Annotated in this window: 23 protein-coding genes; 13 read left to right on the top strand and 10 right to left on the bottom strand. The window is 65.8% G+C overall.

Translation table 11 applies throughout. The features are described from left to right. Window positions 1–145 precede the first annotated feature (145 nt). From JEY66_RS26175 to JEY66_RS26165, 3 genes are read right to left on the bottom strand one after another with little or no spacing between them, the layout of a single operon-like run. On the bottom strand, window positions 146–916 hold the full coding sequence (locus JEY66_RS26175) for an exodeoxyribonuclease III (RefSeq protein WP_018271279.1): 771 nt from the start codon (window positions 914–916) through the stop codon (window positions 146–148). A 30-nt stretch (window positions 917–946) separates the two neighbouring features. After that, on the bottom strand, window positions 947–2,251 hold the full coding sequence (gene alr / locus JEY66_RS26170) for an alanine racemase (protein WP_018271280.1): 1,305 nt from the start codon (window positions 2,249–2,251) through the stop codon (window positions 947–949). 48 nt (window positions 2,252–2,299) lie between these two features. Beyond that, window positions 2,300–3,802 carry a replicative DNA helicase gene (locus JEY66_RS26165; protein ID WP_018271281.1) on the bottom strand — a complete coding sequence of 501 codons (1,503 nt, stop codon included), beginning with the start codon at window positions 3,800–3,802 and terminating at the stop codon, window positions 2,300–2,302. Window positions 3,803–4,252: 450 nt separating this feature from the next. On the opposite strand from JEY66_RS26165, the gene JEY66_RS26160 reads away from it, so the two are divergent. Then, window positions 4,253–4,573: a hypothetical protein gene (locus JEY66_RS26160; protein ID WP_141381934.1), complete on the top strand. Its 321-nt coding sequence runs from the start codon at window positions 4,253–4,255 to the stop codon at window positions 4,571–4,573. 20 nt (window positions 4,574–4,593) lie between these two features. Here the strand turns inward: JEY66_RS26160 and JEY66_RS26155 are convergent, their stop codons facing one another. Further along, a complete protein-coding gene (locus JEY66_RS26155) occupies window positions 4,594–5,847 on the bottom strand; it encodes an SAM-dependent methyltransferase (RefSeq protein ID WP_026192678.1) in 1,254 nt (417 codons plus the stop codon). Between the two features lie 258 nt (window positions 5,848–6,105). Here JEY66_RS26155 and JEY66_RS26150 point away from each other — a divergent pair, with 258 nt between their 5' ends. The 3 genes from JEY66_RS26150 (at window position 6,106) to JEY66_RS26140 (ending at window position 8,239) form a co-directional block, all read left to right on the top strand. Then, entirely contained in the window at window positions 6,106–7,083 is a 978-nt protein-coding gene (locus tag JEY66_RS26150) for a hypothetical protein (protein ID WP_018271285.1), read from the top strand. 92 nt (window positions 7,084–7,175) lie between these two features. Then, complete coding sequence (locus JEY66_RS26145; protein ID WP_018271286.1) at window positions 7,176–7,781, top strand: TetR/AcrR family transcriptional regulator; 606 nt, start codon at window positions 7,176–7,178, stop codon at window positions 7,779–7,781. Beyond that, the gene (locus JEY66_RS26140) at window positions 7,778–8,239 is read left to right on the top strand and encodes a PaaI family thioesterase (RefSeq protein WP_016844290.1); all 462 of its coding nucleotides are present in this window, start codon (window positions 7,778–7,780) and stop codon (window positions 8,237–8,239) included. The genes JEY66_RS26145 and JEY66_RS26140 overlap by 4 nt, the downstream gene beginning before the upstream one ends. Before the next feature lie 128 nt (window positions 8,240–8,367). Here the strand turns inward: JEY66_RS26140 and rplI are convergent, their stop codons facing one another. The 4 genes from rplI to rpsF all read right to left on the bottom strand — a co-directional run bounded on the left by rplI (window position 8,368) and on the right by rpsF (window position 10,830). Next, window positions 8,368–8,970 carry a 50S ribosomal protein L9 gene (rplI, locus tag JEY66_RS26135; protein ID WP_018271287.1) on the bottom strand — a complete coding sequence of 201 codons (603 nt, stop codon included), beginning with the start codon at window positions 8,968–8,970 and terminating at the stop codon, window positions 8,368–8,370. 51 nt (window positions 8,971–9,021) lie between these two features. Continuing rightward, on the bottom strand, window positions 9,022–9,990 hold the full coding sequence (locus JEY66_RS26130) for a DUF2232 domain-containing protein (protein WP_018271288.1): 969 nt from the start codon (window positions 9,988–9,990) through the stop codon (window positions 9,022–9,024). Between the two features lie 126 nt (window positions 9,991–10,116). Beyond that, window positions 10,117–10,356, bottom strand: coding sequence for a 30S ribosomal protein S18 (gene rpsR / locus JEY66_RS26125; protein ID WP_016844287.1), 240 nt, complete (start codon window positions 10,354–10,356; stop codon window positions 10,117–10,119). A gap of 6 nt (window positions 10,357–10,362) precedes the next feature. Continuing rightward, the gene (gene rpsF / locus JEY66_RS26120; RefSeq protein ID WP_026192679.1) at window positions 10,363–10,830 is read right to left on the bottom strand and encodes a 30S ribosomal protein S6; all 468 of its coding nucleotides are present in this window, start codon (window positions 10,828–10,830) and stop codon (window positions 10,363–10,365) included. Between the two features lie 338 nt (window positions 10,831–11,168). Here rpsF and JEY66_RS26115 point away from each other — a divergent pair, with 338 nt between their 5' ends. The 9 genes from JEY66_RS26115 to gmk all read left to right on the top strand — a co-directional run bounded on the left by JEY66_RS26115 (window position 11,169) and on the right by gmk (window position 19,990). Further along, window positions 11,169–11,885: a TetR/AcrR family transcriptional regulator C-terminal domain-containing protein gene (locus tag JEY66_RS26115; protein ID WP_018271290.1), complete on the top strand. Its 717-nt coding sequence runs from the start codon at window positions 11,169–11,171 to the stop codon at window positions 11,883–11,885. Next, complete coding sequence (locus tag JEY66_RS26110) at window positions 11,882–12,907, top strand: fatty acid desaturase family protein (protein WP_018271291.1); 1,026 nt, start codon at window positions 11,882–11,884, stop codon at window positions 12,905–12,907. Before JEY66_RS26115 ends, JEY66_RS26110 begins: the two co-directional genes overlap by 4 nt. Before the next feature lie 224 nt (window positions 12,908–13,131). Further along, a complete protein-coding gene (fabD, locus tag JEY66_RS26105; RefSeq protein ID WP_026192680.1) occupies window positions 13,132–14,085 on the top strand; it encodes an ACP S-malonyltransferase in 954 nt (317 codons plus the stop codon). Between the two features lie 21 nt (window positions 14,086–14,106). Then, window positions 14,107–14,844, top strand: coding sequence for a 3-oxoacyl-[acyl-carrier-protein] reductase (gene fabG, locus JEY66_RS26100; protein WP_018271293.1), 738 nt, complete (start codon window positions 14,107–14,109; stop codon window positions 14,842–14,844). Window positions 14,845–15,133: 289 nt separating this feature from the next. Then, entirely contained in the window at window positions 15,134–15,373 is a 240-nt protein-coding gene (locus JEY66_RS26095; RefSeq protein ID WP_002716125.1) for an acyl carrier protein, read from the top strand. A gap of 96 nt (window positions 15,374–15,469) precedes the next feature. Continuing rightward, on the top strand, window positions 15,470–16,735 hold the full coding sequence (fabF, locus tag JEY66_RS26090) for a beta-ketoacyl-ACP synthase II (protein WP_026192681.1): 1,266 nt from the start codon (window positions 15,470–15,472) through the stop codon (window positions 16,733–16,735). A gap of 221 nt (window positions 16,736–16,956) precedes the next feature. Beyond that, window positions 16,957–18,207 (top strand): endolytic transglycosylase MltG, encoded by a 1,251-nt coding sequence (gene mltG, locus JEY66_RS26085; RefSeq protein ID WP_016844279.1) that lies wholly within the window; start codon window positions 16,957–16,959, stop codon window positions 18,205–18,207. A 238-nt stretch (window positions 18,208–18,445) separates the two neighbouring features. Beyond that, the gene (locus JEY66_RS26080) at window positions 18,446–19,333 is read left to right on the top strand and encodes a YicC/YloC family endoribonuclease (protein WP_016844278.1); all 888 of its coding nucleotides are present in this window, start codon (window positions 18,446–18,448) and stop codon (window positions 19,331–19,333) included. 3 nt (window positions 19,334–19,336) lie between these two features. After that, the gene (gene gmk / locus JEY66_RS26075) at window positions 19,337–19,990 is read left to right on the top strand and encodes a guanylate kinase (RefSeq protein ID WP_026192682.1); all 654 of its coding nucleotides are present in this window, start codon (window positions 19,337–19,339) and stop codon (window positions 19,988–19,990) included. Between the two features lie 59 nt (window positions 19,991–20,049). Here the strand turns inward: gmk and JEY66_RS26070 are convergent, their stop codons facing one another. Both JEY66_RS26070 and JEY66_RS26065 read right to left on the bottom strand, forming a co-directional pair. Then, on the bottom strand, window positions 20,050–21,114 hold the full coding sequence (locus tag JEY66_RS26070) for a hypothetical protein (protein ID WP_018271295.1): 1,065 nt from the start codon (window positions 21,112–21,114) through the stop codon (window positions 20,050–20,052). Window positions 21,115–21,405: 291 nt separating this feature from the next. After that, complete coding sequence (locus JEY66_RS26065) at window positions 21,406–22,464, bottom strand: alcohol dehydrogenase (RefSeq protein WP_018271296.1); 1,059 nt, start codon at window positions 22,462–22,464, stop codon at window positions 21,406–21,408. Window position 22,465 lies beyond the last annotated feature (1 nt).

Genomic DNA, 22,465 nt, shown 5'->3' with positions numbered 1-22,465 from the left:
CAAGCCCCCGCAGCTCGCGCAACAACCTCGATGTCGTCCCGGGGCAGGCCGGAACCATAGCCACCGACGGCGGTGTGTGCGGCATCATCCGATCCGCGTCGCGACCACCATCATGCTGATTGTCGCGAGGCGTGATGCCGGCGCGTCACCTCAGCACAACCCACGCCGGTGCATGATCGCTGGCACCGTCCTCGCCGCGGACGGTGCGGTCGACGCCGGCTTTCACGAGCCGCGGCGCCACTGCGGGGCTGAGCAGGAGATGATCGAGCCGGAGGCCTGCATCGCGTGGCCAGCGCTGGCGCTTGTAGTCCCAGAAGGTGAACATCGGCGCGTCCGGATGCAGGGTGCGGATCGCATCGCACCAGCCCTGATCGACCAGCGCCTTGAAGGCGGCGCGGCTCTTCGGCTGGATCAGCGCATCCTTGTCCCAGGAGCGCGTCGGGTAGATGTCGAAGGGCGTCGGCGCGACATTGTAGTCGCCGGCGAGCACCACCGGGACGTCCTGCTTGAGCAGCTTGGCGGCATGGGCGCGCAGCCGCTTGAACCAGGCGAGCTTGTAATCGAATTTCGGCCCGGGCTGCGGATTGCCGTTCGGCAGATAGAGGCTGGTGACGACGATGCCGCGCACCGCGGCCTCGATGTAGCGCGCTTCGTGATCGCCGGCATCGCCGGGCAGGGCGGTGCGGATCAGCACCGGCTCGGCCTTGCGCGCGAGGATGGCGACGCCGTTCCAGGTCTTCTGTCCCTGCCACACCGCGCCGTAGCCGGCGTGCTCGAGCGCGGCCGCGGGAAACTCGGCGTCGCTTGCCTTCAGCTCCTGCAGGCCGACGATGTCGGGCTTGGCGGTCTTGAGCCAGCGCAACAGGTTGGGCAGGCGGCGGTTGACGTTGTTGATGTTGAAGGTCGCGATCTTCATGCGCACTGGCAATCGCGAACCTTGATCATGTCAGGTGGACATCGCCGTTGGCTCGGCGGCCGGCAAAGGCGGCGGCGCAGCGGGCGCTGCCGTCGGCAAGGCCGGCGGCGCAGCGGACGTGGCGGCCGGCTCGCTGGTCTCGGCGACCGTATCGCTTCTCGCGGCGACGGCATCGCCGCCCTTGTAGATGCGAACGAAGCGGCGGCCGAGGCTGGTCAGCACCTCATAGCCGATGGTGCCGAAATGATGCGCGACCTCGTCGACCGTGATGCCTTCGCCGATCAGCGTCACCATGTGGCCGCGCCGCACGGCATTCTTGTCGAGGTCGGTGACATCGACCGCGATCAGGTCCATCGAGACGCGGCCGGCGATCGGGCAGCGCTTGCCGGCGACCACGACCTCGGCGCCACGGGTGCCGTCATTGGCGCTGGCGGCGCGGAAGTAGCCGTCGGCATAGCCGGCGGAGACGATCGCAAGCCGGGTTGGCCGGCGCGCGGTCCAGGTGCCGCCATAGCCGACGGTCTCGCCGCGGTCGATGTTGCGGATCTGCACGATGCGCGCCTTGAGATCGACCACCTGCTGCATCGGGTTGTCGGCCTCCGGCGTCGGATTGACGCCGTAGAGCGCGCAGCCCGGCCGCACCATCTCGAACTGGAATTGCGCGCCGAGAAACACGCCGGAAGAATTCGCCAGCGAGGCCGGCACGCCGGTGAACAGGCTCGCGATCTCGCGGAAGCTCGCAAGCTGCCTTGCGTTGGCGGGATTGTTGAGCAATTCGGCGGAGGCGAGGTGGCTCATCACCAGCGTGATGCCGTGGTCGCCGGCATTGATCCGCGGGATGATGCCCTGCGCCTCGCTGACCGTGAGCCCCAGCCGGTTCATGCCGGTGTCGATATGGATGGCGGCGCCGCCGGACCAGCCGGAGCGGCGGCAGAACACGTCCCATTCGGCGAGCTCGTTGAGGTCGCCGATCACCGGCTTGCAGTCGATCCTGGCATAGGCGTCGCCGGTGTTCTGGAAGAAACCGCCGAGCGAATACACCGTCGCCTCGGGAGCGGCCGCGCGCACCGCGGCGGCCTCCTCGACGCTGGCGACGAAGAAGGTCTTGCAGCCGGCCTTGGCCAGCGCCCGCGAAACCTGCTCGGCGCCGCAGCCATAGGCGTTGGCCTTGACCACGGCGGCGCATTCGGCCGGCACCGCGGTCTTCTCGAGCTTGCGCCAGTTGGCGATGATGGCATCGAGGTCGATGGTGAGGATACCGCTGGCGGTCGGGTGGGCCGCCAGCAAACTGGCCTCGGGTGTCAGCTGCGATTTCGCGTCAGTCACGATGTTCATGGCTCAGTTGTACGCGGGTGCCTTGCGTCGTTCAACCGAGTCCGGATCTCAGTGGCCGTGATCCGGAACCTGACCGTCGGGTGCGAGGTCGCCGAAGCGCGTCACGCTGGCCTCGAAGTGCAGATCGACCGTGCCGGTCGGACCATGGCGCTGCTTGCCGATGATGACTTCGGCCTTGCCGTGGGCAAGGTCCATGTCCATCTGCCACTTCTCATATTCCGGCGTGCCTGCGCGCGGCTCCTTGTTGGCGAGGTAGTATTCCTCGCGATAGACGAAGATCACGACGTCGGCGTCCTGCTCGATCGAGCCGGATTCACGCAGGTCGGACAACTGCGGCCGCTTGTCGTCGCGGTTTTCGACCTGACGCGACAGCTGCGACAGCGCGATGATCGGAACGTTCAGTTCCTTGGCCAGCGCCTTCAGGTTGGTGGTGATCTCGGTGATTTCCTGCACGCGGTTGTCGGTGCCGCGTTTGCCCGAGCCCTGCAGCAGCTGGATGTAGTCGATCACGATCAGGTCGAGGCCCTTCTGGCGCTTGAGCCGTCGCGCCCGCGCGGTGAGCTGCGAGATCGAGAGACCGCCGGTTTCGTCGACGTAGAAGGGCAGCGATTGCAGCTCGATCGAACAGTCGCGGATCTTCTCGAAATCGAGTTCGGAGATGCCGCCGCGACGGATCGAGCTCGAGGGGATGCCGGTGCGCTCGGCGAGAATACGGGTGGCGAGCTGTTCGCCGCTCATTTCGCAGGAGAAGAAGCCGACACAGCCGCCATTGACTGCCTTGGTGGTGCCGTCCGCCTGGACTTCGGGCACATAGGCTCTGGCGATGTTGTAGGCGATGTTGGTGGCGAGCGATGTCTTGCCCATGCCGGGACGGCCGGCGAGGATGATGAGGTCGGACGGCTGCAGGCCGCCCATCTTGGCGTCGAGGTCGCGCAGACCGGTCGAAATACCCGACAGCTTGCCGTCGCGCTGGAACGCCTTCGCCGCCATGTCGACGGCGATCGTCAGTGCCTGTGCGAAGCGCTGGAAGCCGCCGTCATAGCGGCCGGTTTCAGCAAGGCTGTAGAGCTGCCGCTCGGCGTCCTCGATCTGGGCGCGCGGCGCGAAGTCGACCGGCGCGTCGTAGGCGACGTTGACGATGTCCTCGCCGATCTGGATCAGGTTGCGGCGCAGGCTGAGATCGTAAACGGTGCGTCCGTAGTCCTGGGCGTTGATGATGGTGGTCGCTTCGGCGGCAAGCCGGGCGAGGTATTGGCCGACCGTCATGCCGCCGATGTCGAGCTCGGCCGGCAGGAACGTCTTCAAGGTCACGGGGTTTGCGACCTTGCCCATCCGGATCAGGCTTCCGGCGGTCTCATAGATTTGCTGGTGGATGGTCTCGAAGAAGTGCTTCGGCTCCAGGAAATCGGAGACCCGGTAGAAGGCGTCGTTATTGACCAGGATCGCGCCCAGCAGGCCCTGTTCCGCTTCGATGTTGTGCGGCGCACTCCGGTAGGCCGGGGATGCGGCGTCGGGCGCGAGCTTGTGGACGTTCGAATCAATCAAGGCCATGGACGAGCTTATTCTTCTGATTTCGTCGTTACTGAGATTTTCGGATGTGGGGCCGCGATGAAGCGCCAGCCCGGCACGAAGCGAAAGGACGGATGTTTCTTATGCACGATTCACACAACGCGAGGTGTGAATCCGAAACAGTCGGACGCATTCCGCTTGACGGGGGGTTTTGTCCGAAACCGGGCGGGACCCGGCCGATCAGTGCTGTCGTTGGCAAAAATTGGACGCCGCCTGAACCTTTTGCCAGGCGAGCGGACCCATGGAGAGGCGAGGCGGCTGTTGGCGTCGATTTCTCAGACCAGGATGAGGAAGGCCAGCGCGATCACGGCAGCCACCACGCCAGTGGCGATCAGGGCGTAGTCGGTCGCGATATCGCGCTGCGGGTCCAACATCGTCTGATGTGTTTCTCGGGTCATTCCGGACCACTACGACAGCCCGGGGCAGACCTCTGTGAAGCAGATCACATGCGCCGCACTTTTTTTGCGGCAGGTTCGCGGGAACGACCCGGCGGATTCCGGGTTGTCTTGGCTCAGGGAAGATACGGCGGCGATGGCTCGGGAGTTTCAGACAGCGCGATCAGGGCTCGGCCGGGCAGGTGGCATGGACCGCCGCTGGCTGGCGGCGCTTGTCGATGCCATGGAGCAGGCGGCGCGTCCGGAGGTCCGCAATGTTCCCTGCGATGCCCGGTTGATTTCCGCCGCGGCGGCCCATCTGGCCCGTCCCGCACCGACCTTCGTCCATTGCAGGTCGGTCTACAGCCTGCGCAACTAGCAGCATCCGTTCCTTCAGGCCTATTCGCCGGCGAGTTGCAGCCGGGGCTTGGCCGCGCCGGCCTCCTTCAGCCGCAGACGGGCTTCTTCGCCACCGATGTAGTCGCGGGTGATCGGGACGATGCCCTGGCGCTTGGTGAGCTGCAGCTGGAAGTTCATCATGTTCTGCACGCGGAACGACATCTCCGAGGCTGCCAGATAGAATTCCCACATCCGGGCAAAGGTCTCGTCGTAGAGCCGCACGGCCTCCTCGCGCCGCGCCATGAAGCGCTCGCGCCACGCCTTCAGCGTCTCGGCATAGTGGAGGCGCAGGATCTCCATGTCGCAGATCAGCAAACCGGCCTTCTCGATCGCCGGCATGACCTCGGATAGCGCCGGAATGTAGCCGCCGGGGAAGATGTATTTCCGGATCCAGGGGCTGGTGACGTCGGGGCCGGTCGAGCGGCCGATCGAATGTAGCACCATGACACCGTCGTCGCTCAAGAGTTCGGCGCAGCGCGCAAAGAAGGTTTCATAGTAGGCGACCCCAACATGCTCGAACATGCCGACCGAGACGATGCGGTCGAACGGGCCGGGGATGTCGCGGTAGTCCTGCATCAGGAAGCGCGCGGAGTGCGCCAGGTTCCGCTCCGCCGCGCGCGCGTTGGAAATCTGCAGCTGCTCGGTCGACAGCGTGACGCCGGTGACGTCGGCGCCGCTCATCTCGGCGAGATAGAGCCCAAGGCCGCCCCAGCCGGAACCGATGTCGAGGATGCGGTGACCGGGCTTGATCAGGAGTTTTGCGGCGAGGTGGCGCTTTTTGGCGAGCTGGGCATCGTCCAGCGTCGCGTCCGGCGTCTCGAAATAGGCGCAGCTGTATTGCTTGTCCGCGTCGAGGAACAGGGAATAGAGGCGGCCGTCGAGATCGTAATGACGGGCGACATTGCTCCTGGATCGGCCGCGCACATTGATCTGCTGGGCGCGGCGTCCGAGGAAGCGCACCCAGGCCTGCAGCCTGGCAAAGTTCGGCAGCATGGCTGCCTGACCCATCAGGACCGCCAGCACGTCGGCGATGGTGCCTTGCTCCACCACGAACGTGCCGTCCATGAAGGCTTCGCCGAAATAAAGTTCGGGATCGACCAGGACGCGGAGTTCGGCCGCTCGCGTCATGAAGCGCGCGGCGACCGGTACGCCCGTGCCGTCACCGCAGGTGAATTGAGCGCCGCTCGCGGTCGTGAACGTGATCGAACCGCGGCGGATGAAGCGCCCCAAGAAGTATCGCAACAATCGGTCCATCGAAACACCAACGGAACGGCAAGCTGCACACCGACAACACCGGAGTTGATCACTCCAATGTGTCCCCAGTCTCAAGATAGGCAGGGAATTAGATCGCGCTATTGCGTTGTGGTCAAAGCCGATATTCCAAAATGTGACAATTGCGTGGATGCGTCATGGGTGCGCTTCCATTCGCGCGATAATCGGCTAAAAGGTGACCGCCGCGGCCGATCCATCAGGCGCTGGCGGCGATTTTTCCGGAATCTGGAGACTTAAGGAATGTTGAGCCGAGCCCTCAGTCTGGCGACGGTGGCGCTTCTGATTGGCTGCCTGTCAGCCGTATCGGCGCAAGCGCAAAACCTCGAGGCCGGCAAGAGCCCCTCCCAGATCTTCGCAAGCACCTGCACAGCTTGCCACAAGAGCCCGCGCGGCCTGCTGAAGTCGGTGCCGGCCGGTTCGCTGCCGGGCTTCCTGCGCCAGCACTACACGACCTCCAGCGACATGGCCGGCGTGCTTGCGTCCTATCTGATTTCGAACGGCGCCAACGACCCGCGCTATCAGGCCAAGGATCAGCCCAAGGGGACCAAGGAGGGCGCCAAGGGCCGGGACCGCCGGCAGGAAGCCAACCAGTCGCCGGATCAGCCGTCCGAGCGTCCGGCCCGCCGACGGCACCAGGATGCAGCGCCGCAGGAAGGAGCCAAACCCGACGCCGATGGCTTGAATCCCGAGGGACGTCCAGGTCGCCACGGCAAGCGGATGGCCCGCCCGAGCGAGGCGCCGGAGGGCGCGAAGCCGGATGACGGTCAGACGCCGCAGGCCGCCGGCGAGGGCAAGCCGTCGCGGCAGAAGCATGGCCGTCGCGGCAAGCCGGTCGAGGAGCCGAAGTCCGAGGAGACGCCCAAGGGCGCGGCGACCAGCGACGAGCCCAAGACCGAGCCCAAGACCGAGCCCAAGGCAGCTACCAAGCGCGAGGACAAGGGTGAGGTCGAGAAGCCGGCGAAGCCCGCCGCCGAGCCCGACACCGCAAAGGTCGACGCGCCGAAGAGCAATGGCGGCGAGCCGGCTGCCGTGCGATCCGATCCGGTTCCGCAGGTCACACCGGCGCCTGCGGCGGCTGCGCCTGCCGCGTCCGAGCCGGCCGCAGCTGCAACGCCCGCTCCGGCGCCAGCCGCGCCGCCGGTGACTGCGACCGCGCCGCCGCCACCTCCGCCGACGACGCCGGGCTCCGGCCCACCGGAAGCTCCGACCTCGAAGTAGTCGCCAACGCCGGGCCGCAAGGTCCCGGCGTATTCGTTTGACCGTCATTAGAGCAATACTCTAGAGTGTTAGTCTAACGAGGGGAGGACGACTTGAGCACGGCGCGCGAAGATCTTCTGGCGGCGGGACTGGCAGTGTTCGACCGCGACGGGTTTGAGGGCGCGACGGTGGCCGAGATCCGCTCCCGCGCCCGCGCGTCCAACGGCAGCTTCTTCCACTTCTTCACCTCGAAGAAGGAGCTCGCCGGGACCCTGTTCCTGGAAATCCTGCAGGCCTATCACGCCGCGATCATCACCTCGGTCGATGACAGCTGCGGTGCCGGCGAGGGCGTCGCGCGGCTGATCCACGCCCACCTCGATTGGGTCGTGAGCAACCGGCGCGAGGCGCGCTTCCTGTTCGAGATTTCGCGCAGCGAGTGGGGCGAGGAGGTGCGCGGCGCGCAGCGCAGCGAGAATTCGCGGCTCACCGATGGCATCGAGCGCTGGCGCGCACCGCTGCTCGCGCGTGGCGAATTGCTGCCGATGAGCGCCGTGCTGTTCTTCAGCCAGATCATCGGGCCGGCGCAGATCTTCTGCCGCGCCTGGCTGTCGCGCCGCCATACCGGCGATCCGCGCGAACAAGTCGAGACGCTGATCGCCTGCGCGATCCGCGCAGTGGTGGCGCCGGGTGCGCCGGAGCGAGCAGGAGGAACGTCATGAGCGAGACCGATCCGGACTTTGCACCGATCGCGACACGAATTCGCGACAATGTCGGCCGGCAGGGCTTCATGGGTCTTGTCGGTGCCGAGGTGGCCGAGCTGGCGCGCGGCACGTGCACGCTCGCGGTCGACCGCCGTCCGGAGCTGTTGCAGCAGCACGGGCTGTTTCACGGCGGGGTGACGGCGTTTCTGGTCGACAACGCCACCACGATCGCGGCGGCGACGTCGCGCGGCCAGCCGGCGCTGACGGCGGAGTACAAGTTGAACCTGCTGTCGCCGGCGTCGGGCGATCGCCTGATCTGCCGGGCGCGCGTGATCAAGCCGGGACGTCAGGTCGCCGTCGTTGCGGCCGACGTGTTCTGCGTCATCGACGGCAAGGAGAAGCACACCGCGACCGCATTGGCGTCGATTGCGATGCTCGACGATCAGGCGGCGGCACGAATCCAAAGCCCGGCCTGATCGAGGCCGGGCTTCGTAGTTTTCGAGCGAAGTGGATATCGGTTCGCGCGAAGAAAACGCGTCAAAACCAGAATCGAGAGCATCGGTTCAGCACCGATGCTCTCGTCGGTTGGACGATGCCGAGAAGCTTACTTCTCTTCGACGGCCGGAGCCGGCGCGGCTTCCTCGTCGTGCTGGGCTTCCGGATCGAAGAATTCGCCGGCGGCGGCGAGCGCCTCGGCGGCAGCGTCCTGATCTTCCTGGCGGGTCGAGATGTCCTCGCCGCGCTTGATCCGCTCGGCCTCTTCGGCGGAGCGGGCGACCGTCACGGTGACGCTGGTCTCGACCTCGGGGTGAACGGCGATCGTCACCTTCTGCGCGCCGATCACCTTGATCGGCGAGTCGAGCCAGACCTGCGGGCGCGACACCGTCACGCCGTCGGTCGCCAGCGCGGCGACGATGTCGCGCACCGTGACCGAGCCGAACAGCTGGCCGGATTCGGAAGCCTGGCGGATGATGACGATGTCGCGGCCGTCGATCTTCTCGGCGACCTTGGCGGCTTCGCCCTTGGCCTTGATGTTGTTGGCCTCGAGCTCGGCCTTCATGCCGTCATACTTGGCGCGGTTCGCCTCGGTGGCGCGCAGCGCCTTGCCGCGCTTCAGCAAGAAGTTGCGGGCGAACCCGTCCTTGACGCGCACGACTTCGCCCATCTGGCCAAGCTTGGCAACGCGTTCGAGCAGAATGACTTCCATTTTCGTTCTCCTTTAGATGCTAAGTACGGGTTTAAGTGGTTGGATCGAATCTCAGGCCGCGGGCAAAGGCGGCGGTCTTGTTCGCAGATAGCGCTGGCGCAGCCCGAACACGGCGTCGGCGATGCCGAGCGCGAACATCGCCACGATCGGCCAGCCGAACATGGCGACGACAGCGTAGATGCCGCCGAGCCAGAAGCCGCGATTGGTGAGCGACAGCGTCAGGGTGTGCAGCACCGCGAAGCCGACCAGCGCGTAGGCGATCACCAGCGCCGTGGTGACGATCTGCGCCAGCAGCGCAAGCATGCCGCCGACGAAGCTGGCGCCGACCGCCACGATCAGCGCGAGCAGCGTCATGGCGGGGAGCGCGGTGCTACGGAACTCCGGCCACGGTCGGTTAAGTCGCCCGGAGGTTCGCGTGATCTTGCCGGCGAGCCAAAGGTTCAGCGTCAGCGTCACCATGGAGATGACCGTCGCCGCGAGCGGCGCGAAGATCACCAACGCGTCGACGAGCCGTTCGATGTCACCGCTGGGCTGCGCTTCGCCGGCACTGAGCATCTTGAGCAGGCCGCGCCGCAGCGTGCCGGTGATCGTTTCGGTATCGGTGCCGAGCGTGAGCAGCGCGACAATCGTGGTGATGATGGCGAAGGCTGCAATCCAGAGCAGGATGCGGCCGACGGGGTACCATTCAAGCGCAGGCGGCTGCTGCTTGGCGCTGTCGCCGGCTACGCCCGCGATCGGCCGTCCGAGCAGGGCGAGGTGGCCGAGCCACCAGCCGGGCACGGCGACCATCATGGCAAACGCAATGCTGTAGGGAAGGCCGAAGATCGTGCCGAGCACGGATGCCGCACCCACTCCACCAATAGCGGCGGCGAGGGGACCCCAGCCGAGCGCCGCCACCATGATCGGCAGCGATGCGAGATAGAACAGCAATATCGAGATCAGCGCGCCCGAACTGATCGAGGCGAACATCAGCGCCGACGCGGCGCCGGCTGCGAGTGCAACGGTGAATATTCCGATCATCAGCTGTCCCGCCCCCTTTGAGCGGTTAGGGGTCCTGCATCGAGAACCCCAACCATCGGCGACCGGACGACCCGGAAGCCTTATGAGAATGAGCGGCCGGCGGCGCGTGCCGCCGGCCGTCGTCAATTAGCGAATGACGTAAGGCAGCAGGCCGAGGAAGCGCGCGCGCTTGATGGCGCGGGCGAGCTCACGCTGCTTCTTGGCGGACACGGCCGTGATGCGGCTCGGCACGATCTTGCCGCGCTCGGAGACGTAACGCATCAGCAGCTTGGAATCCTTGTAGTCGATCTTCGGCGCATTCGCGCCCGTGAACGGGCAGGACTTGCGACGACGGAAAAACGGACGGCGGGCACCAGCATCAGCCATGATTCATTACTCCTCGGTCGCAGCTTCTTCTTCGCGCGGACGGCGCGGGCCACGGTCGCCACGGAAACCACCACCATCGCGGTCACCACGGAAGCCGCCTTCGCGGTCGCCACGGAAGCCGCCACCACGGTCATCACGCTCGCGGTCACGGTCGGCCTTGCGCATCATCGCGGACGGGCCTTCCTCGTGCTCTTCGACGCGCACGGTGAGATAGCGGATGACGTCTTCGTTGATCCGCTCCTGACGCTCGATCTCGGTGACGACAGCCGACGGTGCGTCGATGTTCATCAGCACGAAATGCGCCTTGCGGTTCTTGTTCATGCGGTAGGTGAGGGAGCGCACGCCCCAGCTCTCGGTCTTGGTGACCTTGCCGCCGCCCTGTTCGACGATCCCCGTCATCTGGGCCGTCAGTTCATCCACCTGCTGGGTGCTCGCATCCTGACGCGCGAGAAAAACATGCTCGTAAAGAGGCATGGTTGTCCTTTCCTGTGTTGGCGCGGTTTCCGGCGACAAGCCCTTCGAGACCTTCGGAAAGGACTCGAGCTGCTCAGAAGGCGGGAGCACGGGACGACGGGCCGACTGGCCCTGCCACATCAAAATCAACGGGTGAATTTGCTGAGACCGTCCGTTCAGCTCCCGGCCGGAGCCCACGAATGGCGCGCTTATACGGATTTTGGCCGCGAAAGCAAGGGTTCTCGGCCTCTGGATGCGCGAGGCGTCGTAGCCCTCCAGGCCGTTTGACGCAACCTCAGGCGTTTTCCCGTTGATTTCTTTGTTTGTATGTCATACAAATTTCTGACGGAGGACGAAATATGGGTTCGGAGACCGCCAGCGGCATGTCTGCGCCCGATCCGAAGCACGCGGTCCGCGCGACGCGGTCGGCGGGGCGCAAGATGCGCTCGCTGCTGCTCGATGCCGCCAGCCGCCTGTTCAAGGAGCGCGGGCTCTCGGGCACCTCGATCTCCGATATCGCCGCGGCAGCCGACGCCTTTCCGAGCCAGATCACCTATTACTTCCGCACCAAGGAAGCGCTGTTCGTCGAGGCGGCCAGCCGCGACATGCTCTATCTCGCGCGCGCGACCGAACAGGCCGCCCTGAATGCCCACACCCCGCGGGACTACACCCACGCCCTGGCCGAGACCGTGACCGCGACCGACACGGTCGCCTTTTTCGCGGAGGCATTGACCCTCACGCGGCGCCGGCAGGACCTCGCGCCCCTCGTCGAGCGCACCATCGAACGCCTGCACAGCGAGGGCGCGCGCGCCTATGCGGGCCAGGTCGAGCGCCATGGCTGGCGGTCGCTGCGCGCGCCCGAGGAAAGCTCGCGGCGGTTCTGGGCTATTGCGATCGGTGTGATCGTCGAAGGTTTCGCCATGGGTCGTGGCTCCGAGGAAATGTGCCGCGAATTGCTGCGCGCGCTCGGCGAGCAGGCGACATCAACTTCGACGTCGGCCAATGACGGGACGCGTCTGCGGCTGGTCGGCGATCACAGCACTTCATCCTCAACGGACGGGGAGACAAGCACATGACCGCGCTTCGCATGCGAGCCCGCGATTTCCTGACCGAGGACGAACTGGTCGCGGTGCGCGAGCGCACGACGTGGAAGGGCGCAGCCCTGATCGTGCACGCCTGGGCGCTGATCCTGGGCGCGATCGCGCTGGTCGCGTGGTGGCCCAATCCGCTGACCTATCTGCTCGCGGTTGCGATCATCGGATCGCGCCAACTCGGGCTCGCGATCCTGATGCATGACGGGGCGCACGGCTGTCTGTCGGCGGACGAGAGGACCAACCTGACGCTGAGCCAGTGGTTCTGCGCCTATCCGATCTTCGCGGAGACCCGCGGCTATCGCCGCTATCATCTGCAGCACCATGCGCGGACGCAGCAGGAGGATGATCCCGACCTCGTGCTGTCGGCGCCGTTTCCGATCACGAGGATGAGCTACCGCCGGAAGTTCTTCCGCGATATCACCGGGCAGACCGGCTACCAGCAGCGCAAGGCGCAATTGCTCAATGCGATCGGGCCGAAGGAGTGGCCGTTGTCGCGGCGCGCCGCCAACTTCTGGCAGAAGCTCGGGCCGCAATGCGTCACCAACGCGCTGCTGTTCGCGGGGCTCGCCGCCGCGGGCGCGTGGTGGGCCTATCCGCTGTTGTGGCTGGTGCCGCTGCTGACCTGGATGATGGTGATCACGCGCATCCGCAACATCGCCGAACACGCCGTCGTGCCTGACAGCTCCGATCCCCTGCGCAACACCCGCACCACGCGGGCCAACGTCCTCGAGCGTCTGTTCATCGCGCCGTATTACGTGAACTATCACCTCGAGCATCATCTGCTGTTCTACGTGCCCTGCTACAACCTGCCGCGCGTCCACCGCATCCTGAGCGAAAGCCGCTATGCCGGCCGGATGGAAGTGCAGCCGGGCTACGCCGCCGTGCTGCGGCTTGCGACCGCCAGGCCCGCCAACGAGGATCGTCCGGGGCAGTTGGTCAACAGCGCACGCCGGGCGAGGGCCGGCGCCAAGGTTAACGCCGACCAGAATGCCGGCGGGTTCTAGCCCGAAGCCGGACCGGCATCCCCAGGGTTCCTCCGGCGCGGCTTGACAGCACCGCCTCCGTCAGTGTCTTACGGCCCGGTCCGAGGCCGGTTGCAAGGCTTGGTTGCAAGGGATTGGCCCGGACCCGCTGTGGCGCGTTTTTGCGCGACGCGGATACCGTTTTCCCCTGCGGCAGGCCTAAAGCGCCTGCGCGGAGATCACGCTCAACAAGGTAGGGATCGCCGATGACGGCAGCATTTACGTTTCCCGGGCAGGGCTCGCAGGCGGTTGGCATGGGCAAGGCCCTGGCCGACGCCTTTCCGGCCGCCAAGGCGGTGTTCGACGAGGTCGATTCCGCGCTGGGCGAGAAGCTGACCGCGATCATCTGGGATGGTCCCGGCGAGACATTGCAACTCACCGAAAACGCCCAGCCGGCCCTGATGGCGGTGTCGATTGCCACATTGCGCGTGCTCGAGAGCGAAGCCGGCTTCTCGGTCGGCCGCAACGCGGCCTTCGTTGCCGGGCACTCGCTCGGCGAGTATTCGGCGCTGGCCGCCGCCGGGAGCCTCTCCGTCAGCGACACCGCGCGGCTGCTCCGCACCCGCGGGCTCGCGATGCAGAAGGCGGTGCCGGTCGGCGTCGGTGCAATGGCCGCGCTGCTCGGTCTCGACTACGAAACCGCCGTGGCGGTCGCCAACGAGGCGGCGCAGGGACAAGTCTGCCAGGCCGCCAACGACAATGGCGGCGGCCAGGTGGTGGTCTCCGGCGACAAGGCCGCCGTCGATCGTGCGGTCGAAATCGCCAAGACCAAGGGCGCCAAGCGCGCCATGCTGCTGCCGGTGTCGGCGCCGTTCCATTGCAAGCTGATGCAGCCGGCGGCCGATGCGATGGCAGAGGCGCTGGCCGGCGTGACCATCAAGGCGCCCGCGGCGCCGCTCGTCTGCAATGTGCTGGCCTCCGCCATCACCGATCCCGACGAGATCCGCCGCCGCCTGATCGAACAGGTCACGGGGACGGTGCGCTGGCGCGAGTCGGTTGCCTATATGGCAGGAAAGGGCGTGACGCGGTTCTTCGAGATCGGCGCCGGCAAGGTGCTGAGCGGCCTCGTCAAGCGCATTGCCGACGGCGCGGTCGGCGTGTCCGTCGGCGGTCCGAACGATATCGCTGCGGCCAAGGACGCGCTCGCAGCTTCGGCTTGAAGCAGCCGGAAGGAGAATTCGATGTTTGATCTGACTGGCAAGACGGCGCTCGTCACGGGCGCAACCGGCGGCATCGGCGGCGCGATCGCGCAGGCGCTGCATGCGCAGGGCGCGACGGTAGCGATCTCGGGGACGCGGCGCGAGGTGCTGGACGGCTTTGCGGCCAAGCTCGGCGAGCGCGTGCATGTGCTGCCCTGCAATCTCTCCAGCAAGGATGACGTCGAGGCGCTGGTGCCGGCAGCGGAAGCTGCGATGGGACAGGTCGACATCCTGATCGCCAACGCCGGCATCACCCGCGACAACCTGTTCGTGCAGCTGCGCGACGAGGATTGGGACGACGTGATCGCGGTCAACCTGACCGCGACGTTCCGCTTGGCGCGCGCCGCGACCAAGCTGATGATGCGCAAGCGCTTCGGCCGCATCATCGCGATCACCTCGATCGTCGGAGTCACCGGCAATCCGGGGCAGGGCAACTACACCGCGTCGAAGGCCGGCATCATCGGCCTGATCAAGACGCTGGGCGCCGAATACGCCAAGCGCGGCGTGACCGCCAATTGCATCGCGCCGGGCTTCATCAAGACGCCGATGACCGATGCGCTGAACGACAAGCAGCGCGAGGCCATCCTGGCGAAGGTTCCTGCGGCGCGGCTCGGAACGCCCGAGGACATCGCCGCTGCGGCGGTCTATCTGGCCTCGAACGAGGCCGCGTACGTCACCGGGCAGACGATTCACGTCAACGGCGGGATGGCTATGATTTGAGCTGCTTGCTGGCTCTCGCAATGCGGCGAAAAGCCGTTTTCGGGAGCCGGTTCAGGCGTGTAGTCAAGGCTTTGGAAGTATGGTAGCTGAACCCCCCATGGATGGGCAAAGAACGCCATTGCAGGATTTTGAAACCCTGTATATTGGCGTGGCGACGCCTGCCGTTCGCCGGGGCTTTAATCGGCTACGACCGGGCCGAATCAAGACTATGCGCGACTGAGTAATCGAGACGACCACGATGGCTCGTATCGTCTTGGGGTCGGGTCCAATGGAACAACGAGGTTGAACGATGAGTGAGATTGGCGAGCGGGTTAAGAAGATTGTGGTCGAGCACCTTGGTGTCGAGCCCGAGAAGGTGGTCGATAGCGCGAGCTTCATCGATGACCTCGGCGCCGACAGCCTCGACACGGTCGAGCTCGTGATGGCATTCGAAGAAGAATTCGGTTGCGAGATTCCCGACGACGCGGCGGAGACGATTCTGACCGTCGGCGACGCGACCAAGTTTCTTGAGAAGAACGCGAAGAGCTGACGCCGATCGCGAATTTGACGGGGCCGGACGGACCGCGATCGAGCGGTCCCCCGGCTTCTTATTATCAGCCGCGCATTGCTGGCCGGAGACGTGGAAATGAGACGAGTTGTCGTCACGGGGCTGGGCATGCTTACACCGCTCGGCTGCGGCGTTGACGCAACTTGGGCGCGCATCCTCGCCGGAGACAGCGGCGGCAAGAAGATCGACACGTTCGACGTGTCCGACCTGCCGAGCCAGGTCGCCTGCTACATTCCGCGCGGCGACGGCTCCAACGGCACCTTCAATCCCGACCAGTGGATGGAGCCGAAGGACCAGCGCAAGGTCGACGACTTCATCCTCTATGCGATGTGCGCGGCCAAGCAGGCGCTGGACGATGCCAACTGGCATCCGAAGTCGGATGAGGACCAGTTCGCCACCGGCACGATGATCGGCTCCGGCATCGGCGGCCTCACCGGCATTGCCGAGACCGCGGTGCTGCTGAAGGAGCGCGGGCCGCGTAGGGTCTCTCCCTTCTTCATTCCGGGCCGCCTGATCAATCTGGCCTCGGGCTACGTCTCGATCGAGCACGGCCTGAAGGGGCCCAATCATGCGGTGGTCACGGCGTGCTCGACCGGCGCGCATGCGGTCGGCGACGCAGCGCGGCTGATCGCGCTCGGCGACGCCGAGGTGATGGTCGCGGGCGGCGCCGAATCGCCGATCTCGCGGATCGGCATCGCCGGCTTCTGCGCGGCGCGTGCGCTGTCCACCGGCTTCAACGAGACCCCGCAAAAGGCATCGCGGCCTTATGACAAGGATCGCGACGGCTTCGTGATGGGCGAGGGCGCCGGCGTCCTCGTGCTCGAGGAATACGAGCACGCCAAGCGCCGCGGCGCGAAGATCTATGCCGAGGTCACCGGCTATGGCCTGTCGGGCGATGCCTTCCACATCACCTCGCCGCCGCCGGACGGCAATGGCGGCTTCCGCAGCATGAGCATGGCGCTGAAGCGCGCCGGCCTCGCGGCATCCGACCTCGACTACATCAATGCGCACGGCACCTCGACGCAGGTCGGCGACGAGATCGAGCTCGGCGCGGTCGAGCGCCTGCTCGGCAACGCGGCCTCGAAGGTTTCGATGTCGTCGACCAAGTCCGCGACCGGGCATCTGCTCGGTGCGGCCGGCGCGATCGAGGCGATCTTCGCGATCCTGGCGATTCGCGATAACGTGGTGCCGCCGACCATCAATCTCGACAATCCGTCGGTGCAAACGGCGATCGATCTTGTGCCGCATACGTCGCGCAAGCGTGACGTCAATGTGGCGCTGTCCAATTCCTTCGGTTTCGGCGGCACAAACGCTTCCGTGATCGTGCAGCGCGTGACCAATTAGTAGGTCGTTAGAGCGTTTTCGAGCGAAGTGGGTACCGGTTCGCGTGAAGAAAATGCGTCAAAAACGAGAATCCAAAGTCCCGTTCCGATTCGATCGGGACTTTCGAACTAGTCCACCGTTTTGCCGTATTCCGCGGTGACTCCTAATAGCGGGCGCATGCTATTGGCAGGGCAGGGGTTTGTCCGGCCACGATTCAACCGGCAGGATATTGGTTTGCATCGATGAGTGAGAGGCCGCCCATTTCACCGAGGAGTCCACGCGCCGCGCTGGAGCCCGAACAGCTTCCGCCGCCGCCCAAGCGCTCGGATCGCGCCCGCAATCCCTTCGTGATCGTCGGCAATGCCATCTTCACCATCCTGATCATCCTGATGATCGGCGCGGGAGCGACGTATTACTACGGCAAGCAGGCGCTGGAATCGCCGGGACCGCTGCAGGAAGACAAGATCGTCAACATCCCGGCGCGCGCCGGCAAGCGTGACATCGCCGACGTGCTCTCGCGTGAGGGCGTGATCAACGTCAATCCGTGGGTCTTCATCGGCGGCGTGTTCGCGCTGAAGGCAAGCTCCGATCTCAAGCCCGGCGAATATTCGTTCCAGAAGAATGCCAGCCTGCGCGACGTCATCGCCACCATCGTCGACGGCAAGGTGGTGCAGCACGCCATCACGATCCCGGAAGGCCTGACTTCGGAGCAGATCGTGACGCGGCTGTCCGACAACGACATCTTCACCGGCTCGGTGCGCGAGATCCCGCGCGAGGGCACGCTGCTGCCGGAGACCTACAAATTCCCGCGCGGCACCACGCGCGACCAGGTGATCCAGCGCCTGCAGCAGGCGCAGAAGCGCGTGCTTGCCGAAATCTGGGAACGCCGCAACACCGACACGCCGCTGAAATCGCCGGACCAGCTGGTGACGCTGGCCTCGATCGTCGAGAAGGAAACCGGCCGCGCCGACGAGCGCAGCCGCGTGGCCGCCGTGTTCGTCAACCGCCTGCGCCAGCGGATGAAGCTGCAGTCCGATCCGACCATCATCTACGGACTGGTGGGCGGCAAGGGAACGCTGGGCCGTCCGATCAAGCGCAGCGAGATCACGCAGCCGTCGCCCTACAACACCTATGTGATCGACGGCCTGCCGCCCGGACCGATCGCCAATCCCGGACGCGCCTCGCTGGAGGCGACCGCCAACCCGGCGCGTACCCGCGACCTGTTCTTCGTCGCCGATGGAACCGGCGGCCACGCCTTCACCGAAACCTACGACCAGCACGCGAAGAACGTCGCCAAGCTGCGCGCGTCGGAGAAGCAGATCCAGAACGACACGGTCGAGCCCGCGGATGATCCGGCGCCTGCCGCAGCGGCGCCCGGCGCCGACACCAATCCCACGGCGACGACGCCGAAGCCCACCAATCAAAAGAAGCCGCCGCGCGGTCGGCAGGGTGCAGCCCAGCAGACCAATTCGCCGCCGGTGGTGCAGCGCTAAAGCGCGATCGTCATCGCGCTCTAGCTTCTTGTTTGAGCATGATCGCCGCGCAAACGCTACGCGTTTGTCGCGAGGGAAAACCGCTACACACTTTTCCGGATCATGCTGTAGCTCTGCGTTTCCGGAGGTGGAACGTAATTCCACTTTCACGGAATCCGTTTTAAGGTCGCACCGGCTCCCCACGAGTCTCGCAGGCTCCGGGTGAGTCCCATATCCTTCTGTTGGAGAGTTTCACGCGATGGCGCTGTCGAGCATGACTGGCTTTGCCCGAAGCCATGGCGCAAGCGGTCCCTATACGTTCGAGTGGGAGCTGAAATCGGTCAATGCCAAGGGCTTTGACCTGCGGTTGCGGCTGCCGCCGGGCTGGGACGAACTGGAAGCGCTTGCCAAGAAGCGGGCCGGCGAGCTGCTGTCGCGCGGCACGGTCTACGCCAATCTCAGCGTCAAGCGCAGCGACGCGGCGCAGACGATCCGGATCAATGAGGACGTGCTCGCCGCCGTGGTGAAGGTCGCCGGCACGCTCGCGCAGCGGATCGACGCGGTGGCACCGAGCATTGACGGACTGCTCGGCATCAAGGGCGTCATCGAGGTGGTCGAGCCTGAGAGCAACGAGGACGAGGACAAGGCGGCGCGCGAGGCGGCAGCGATGGCCTTCGAGCAGGCGCTCGGCAGCCTTGTCGAGATGCGCCGCCGCGAGGGCGATGCGCTGGGGCAGATCCTGATGCAGCGGATGGACGAGATCGAGCGGCTCGCCAAGCGCGCCGAGACTGCTCCCGGCCGCAAGCCCGAGGCGATCAAGGCGCGGCTTGCCGAGCAGATCGCAGCACTGCTCGAGACGTCCGACCGCTTCGATGCCGACCGCCTGAACCAGGAGGCGATCCTGATCGCCACCAAGGCCGACATCCGCGAGGAGCTCGACCGCATCGCCTCGCATATCGCCCAAGCGCGCGAGATGATCGGCAAGGGCGGTCCGGTCGGGCGCCGGCTCGACTTCCTCGCCCAGGAATTCAATCGCGAGGTGAACACCTGCTGCTCGAAGTCGAACGACGTCGAGCTGACCAACACCGGGCTTGAAATGAAGAACGTGGTCGAGCAGTTCCGCGAACAGGTCCAGAATCTGGAGTGAATGATGACGGCGCAGGGTTTTGACGGCGTTGAGCGGCGCGGACTGATGTTCGTCCTGTCGTCGCCCTCGGGCGCCGGCAAGACCACGCTGTCGCGCATGCTGCTGGAGCGCGAGCCGGGCCTGAAGATGTCGGTGTCGGCGACGACGCGGCCGATGCGGCCGGGCGAGGTCGAGGGCCGCGACTATTTCTTCGTCGACAAGAAGAAGTTCGAGACGATGGTCGAGCATGGTGAACTGCTCGAATGGGCCACCGTATTCGACAACCGCTACGGCACGCCGCGTGCGCCGGTCGAGGCCGCATTATCGGTGGGGCAGGATGTTCTGTTCGATATCGACTGGCAGGGCACGCAACAGCTCCACCAGAAAGCCAGCGCCGATGTGGTGCGGGTGTTCATCCTGCCGCCGTCGGCCGCCGATCTCGAGAAGCGGCTGCATACCCGGGCGCAAGATTCGGAAGAGGTCATCCGCGGACGGATGAGCCGCGCCAGTCATGAGCTGAGCCATTGGGCGGAATACGACTACATCGTCGTCAACCACAACGTCGACGACGCCTTTGCCGAGGTGCAGTCGATCCTGAAGGCCGAGCGCCTCAAGCGCGAGCGCCGCACCGGCCTCACCGAATTCGTGCGCGGCCTGCAGCGTCAGCTCGAGAAGTAGCGCGTTGCGGACGTGATGCGACCGCATCACGTCCGTTTGCATTTTTTTCTAAGCGGACCTTAATTCGTCGCGCTGCGCGCAAGCCGCTGCAGCATTGCGGCGATCTGCTTGTTGTCTTGCTCCCTTTGATCCCGATCACGCGTAGTCTCGCGACGTGGAGCTGGCTTTTCGGCGCGGCGTGGAGCGGGCGTCTCCGCACGGCGCGGAACGGGAGTCTCGGCGCGGCGCGGCGCAGCCTCGGACAGACGCAGCGGACGGTCCCGGCTGACAACCGCCATCGGCGGCGCCGGCTCGGTGTGCAGCGAATCCCACGGCGCGTGCCACTCGTCCTCGGTTTGGTAGGGCGCCGAGCGCCTGCGGGTCAGCCCGAACACCAGCGCGCTGACCATGCCGGCCAGCGCCAGCGCTCCAACCATCACGATCAGCAACATCTGCGTCGAGGAGGATGATTTCTCCACGGACGCCTCGGCCGTGGCGGGGGCGGCAGGCGCCGGCGCGGCCGCCTGTTGCGGTGTCGCGTCGGCCTGCGCGACCGCGGTCGGCGGGTCCGCGGCGCGCCGGGTTCCGTTGGTTCCGGCCATGCTCGATGCATCCAGCCATCTGGCGTTCACGTCAGACGGCTGGGCGTTGGCACCCGGTCCCGCCGGATCGGTCGTTGCTGCTGCCGTTCCGCCGGCCTGGCCGGCGTCGGCGCTTGGCGCAGGCACGGTTGCGGCCTGCACCGAGGGCCACTCGGCATGGGCATCGGCGACTGACTTGCGCATCGCCGGCTGCTGCGGCGCGGGCTGGCTCTGCGGCGCCGGCTGGCTCTGTGGCGGCGTCGCGTCGGCCGTTGTGGTATCGGGCGCGGCCGCCGCCGGCGGCTGCTGTGCGGTCGTGGTCGCCGTCTTGGCCGCCTTGTTCTTGGCCTCGCCGAGATACCAGCACTTCTTCTTGCTGCGATCGAGATGGTAGAACCAGTGGCTTCCCGCAGGCGCGGTTCCCTTGGGGGCGGACAGACAGCTGTCCGCCGTGTTGGCGCTATTGGCCGTATTGGCGGCGGTCTGGGCCATGGCGCCGAAACTGGCACCGGCCAGCATGCTGGCGGCAAGCGCCGCAGCGAATTTCGCTGAACGATTTGACATACGCGTCCCCGGTATCTCTTTTTTAACGCAAACGCTGGAGATCCCAATCTCGGCAAAGAGTTGGGTCGCAATGCGCCGCAAATCCGGAACGGGTAGGGCTTAATTGGGGCTCGCGGCGTGCCGCAATTGCGGCGAGCCCGAGGCCGCGGAACATGAACCGAACGATGGCTTGGTTCGACTGTCAGGTTCCATCGGAGCGGCCGCGTCCCGCCGGCGGTAGCAGCACGGGCGGGACGTCATGTCTCAGCATGACCTTTCGGAAAACCGCGTCACACTGTTTCGGATCATGCTCTAGTTCTTCAGGACGATGCGTCCGACGACCTTGCCGGCGCGCAGCTCGTCGATCCATTTCTGGACGTCGGCCATCGGCTCTTCCTTCATCGGCGTCGGCTTGATCTTGCCGGCGCGGGCGAGCGTCATCAATTCCTGACCTTCGGCCAGCGTGCCCACCATGAAGCCTTCGATGGTCATGCGCTTGTACACCCACTGCACCATCGGCAGCGTGAACTGGCCGCCCATCAGGCCGGACACCACGATCTTGCCGCCGCGCGCGACCGTCGACACCGCAAACGCCATCGACTTCTCGTTGCCGGCAAAGTCGACGACGCCGTCGAAGCCGCCGTCGCTCTCCTTCAGCATGCGCTTGACGACATCGGGCTCTGCCGGGTCATAGGCGGCCGCCGCGCCGTTCTTCAGCGCGGTCTCGCGCGCCGCGGGGCTGAGATCGGCAACCGTGATCGGCTGCTTGAACATCGCCTGCGCGAATGACAGGCCCATCATGCCGACGCCGCCGAGGCCGATCAGCAGCAGATTGCGCTGGCGCGGACGATCGACCAGGCGCTTCAGCGCGCCATAGGCGGTGACGCCGGAGCACATCAGGGTGGCGGCCTGGTTGACCGGCAGCGGGTCGTAATCGAGCAGGTATTTTGCGTCGGGCACCAGCACGTGGGTGGCGAAGCCGCCGTCGATCGAGACGCCGAGGAAGCGCTGCTTGACGCAGAGATTCTCGTCGCCGGCGAGGCAGTCGCGGCACTGGCCGCAGCCGATCCAGGGGAAGACGGCCTTCTTCGTCCCGATCAGATCCTTCGGCGCATCGGGGCCGACCTCGTCGACCACGCCCGCGATCTCGTGGCCGAGCGTGAAGGGCAGGGTCATGCCGCGGGTGGTGTCGAGCTTCTTGCCGCCGCCGAGATCGGCGTAGCCGTCCTGGATGTGGAGATCGGAATGGCACAGGCCGCAGCGCTCGATGCGCACCAGCACTTCGCGTCCCTGGGGCTTCGGCGTGTCGACGATGGTTTCGCACAGCGGTGCATCGAATTTGACGAGGGATTGGCGAACCATGCGCGCCATT

Source organism: Bradyrhizobium elkanii USDA 76, from assembly GCF_023278185.1.
GTDB lineage: Bacteria > Pseudomonadota > Alphaproteobacteria > Rhizobiales > Xanthobacteraceae > Bradyrhizobium > Bradyrhizobium elkanii.
The sequence above is the reverse complement of the archived record's forward strand: the minus strand, read 5'-3'. Positions and strand labels throughout refer to the sequence as shown.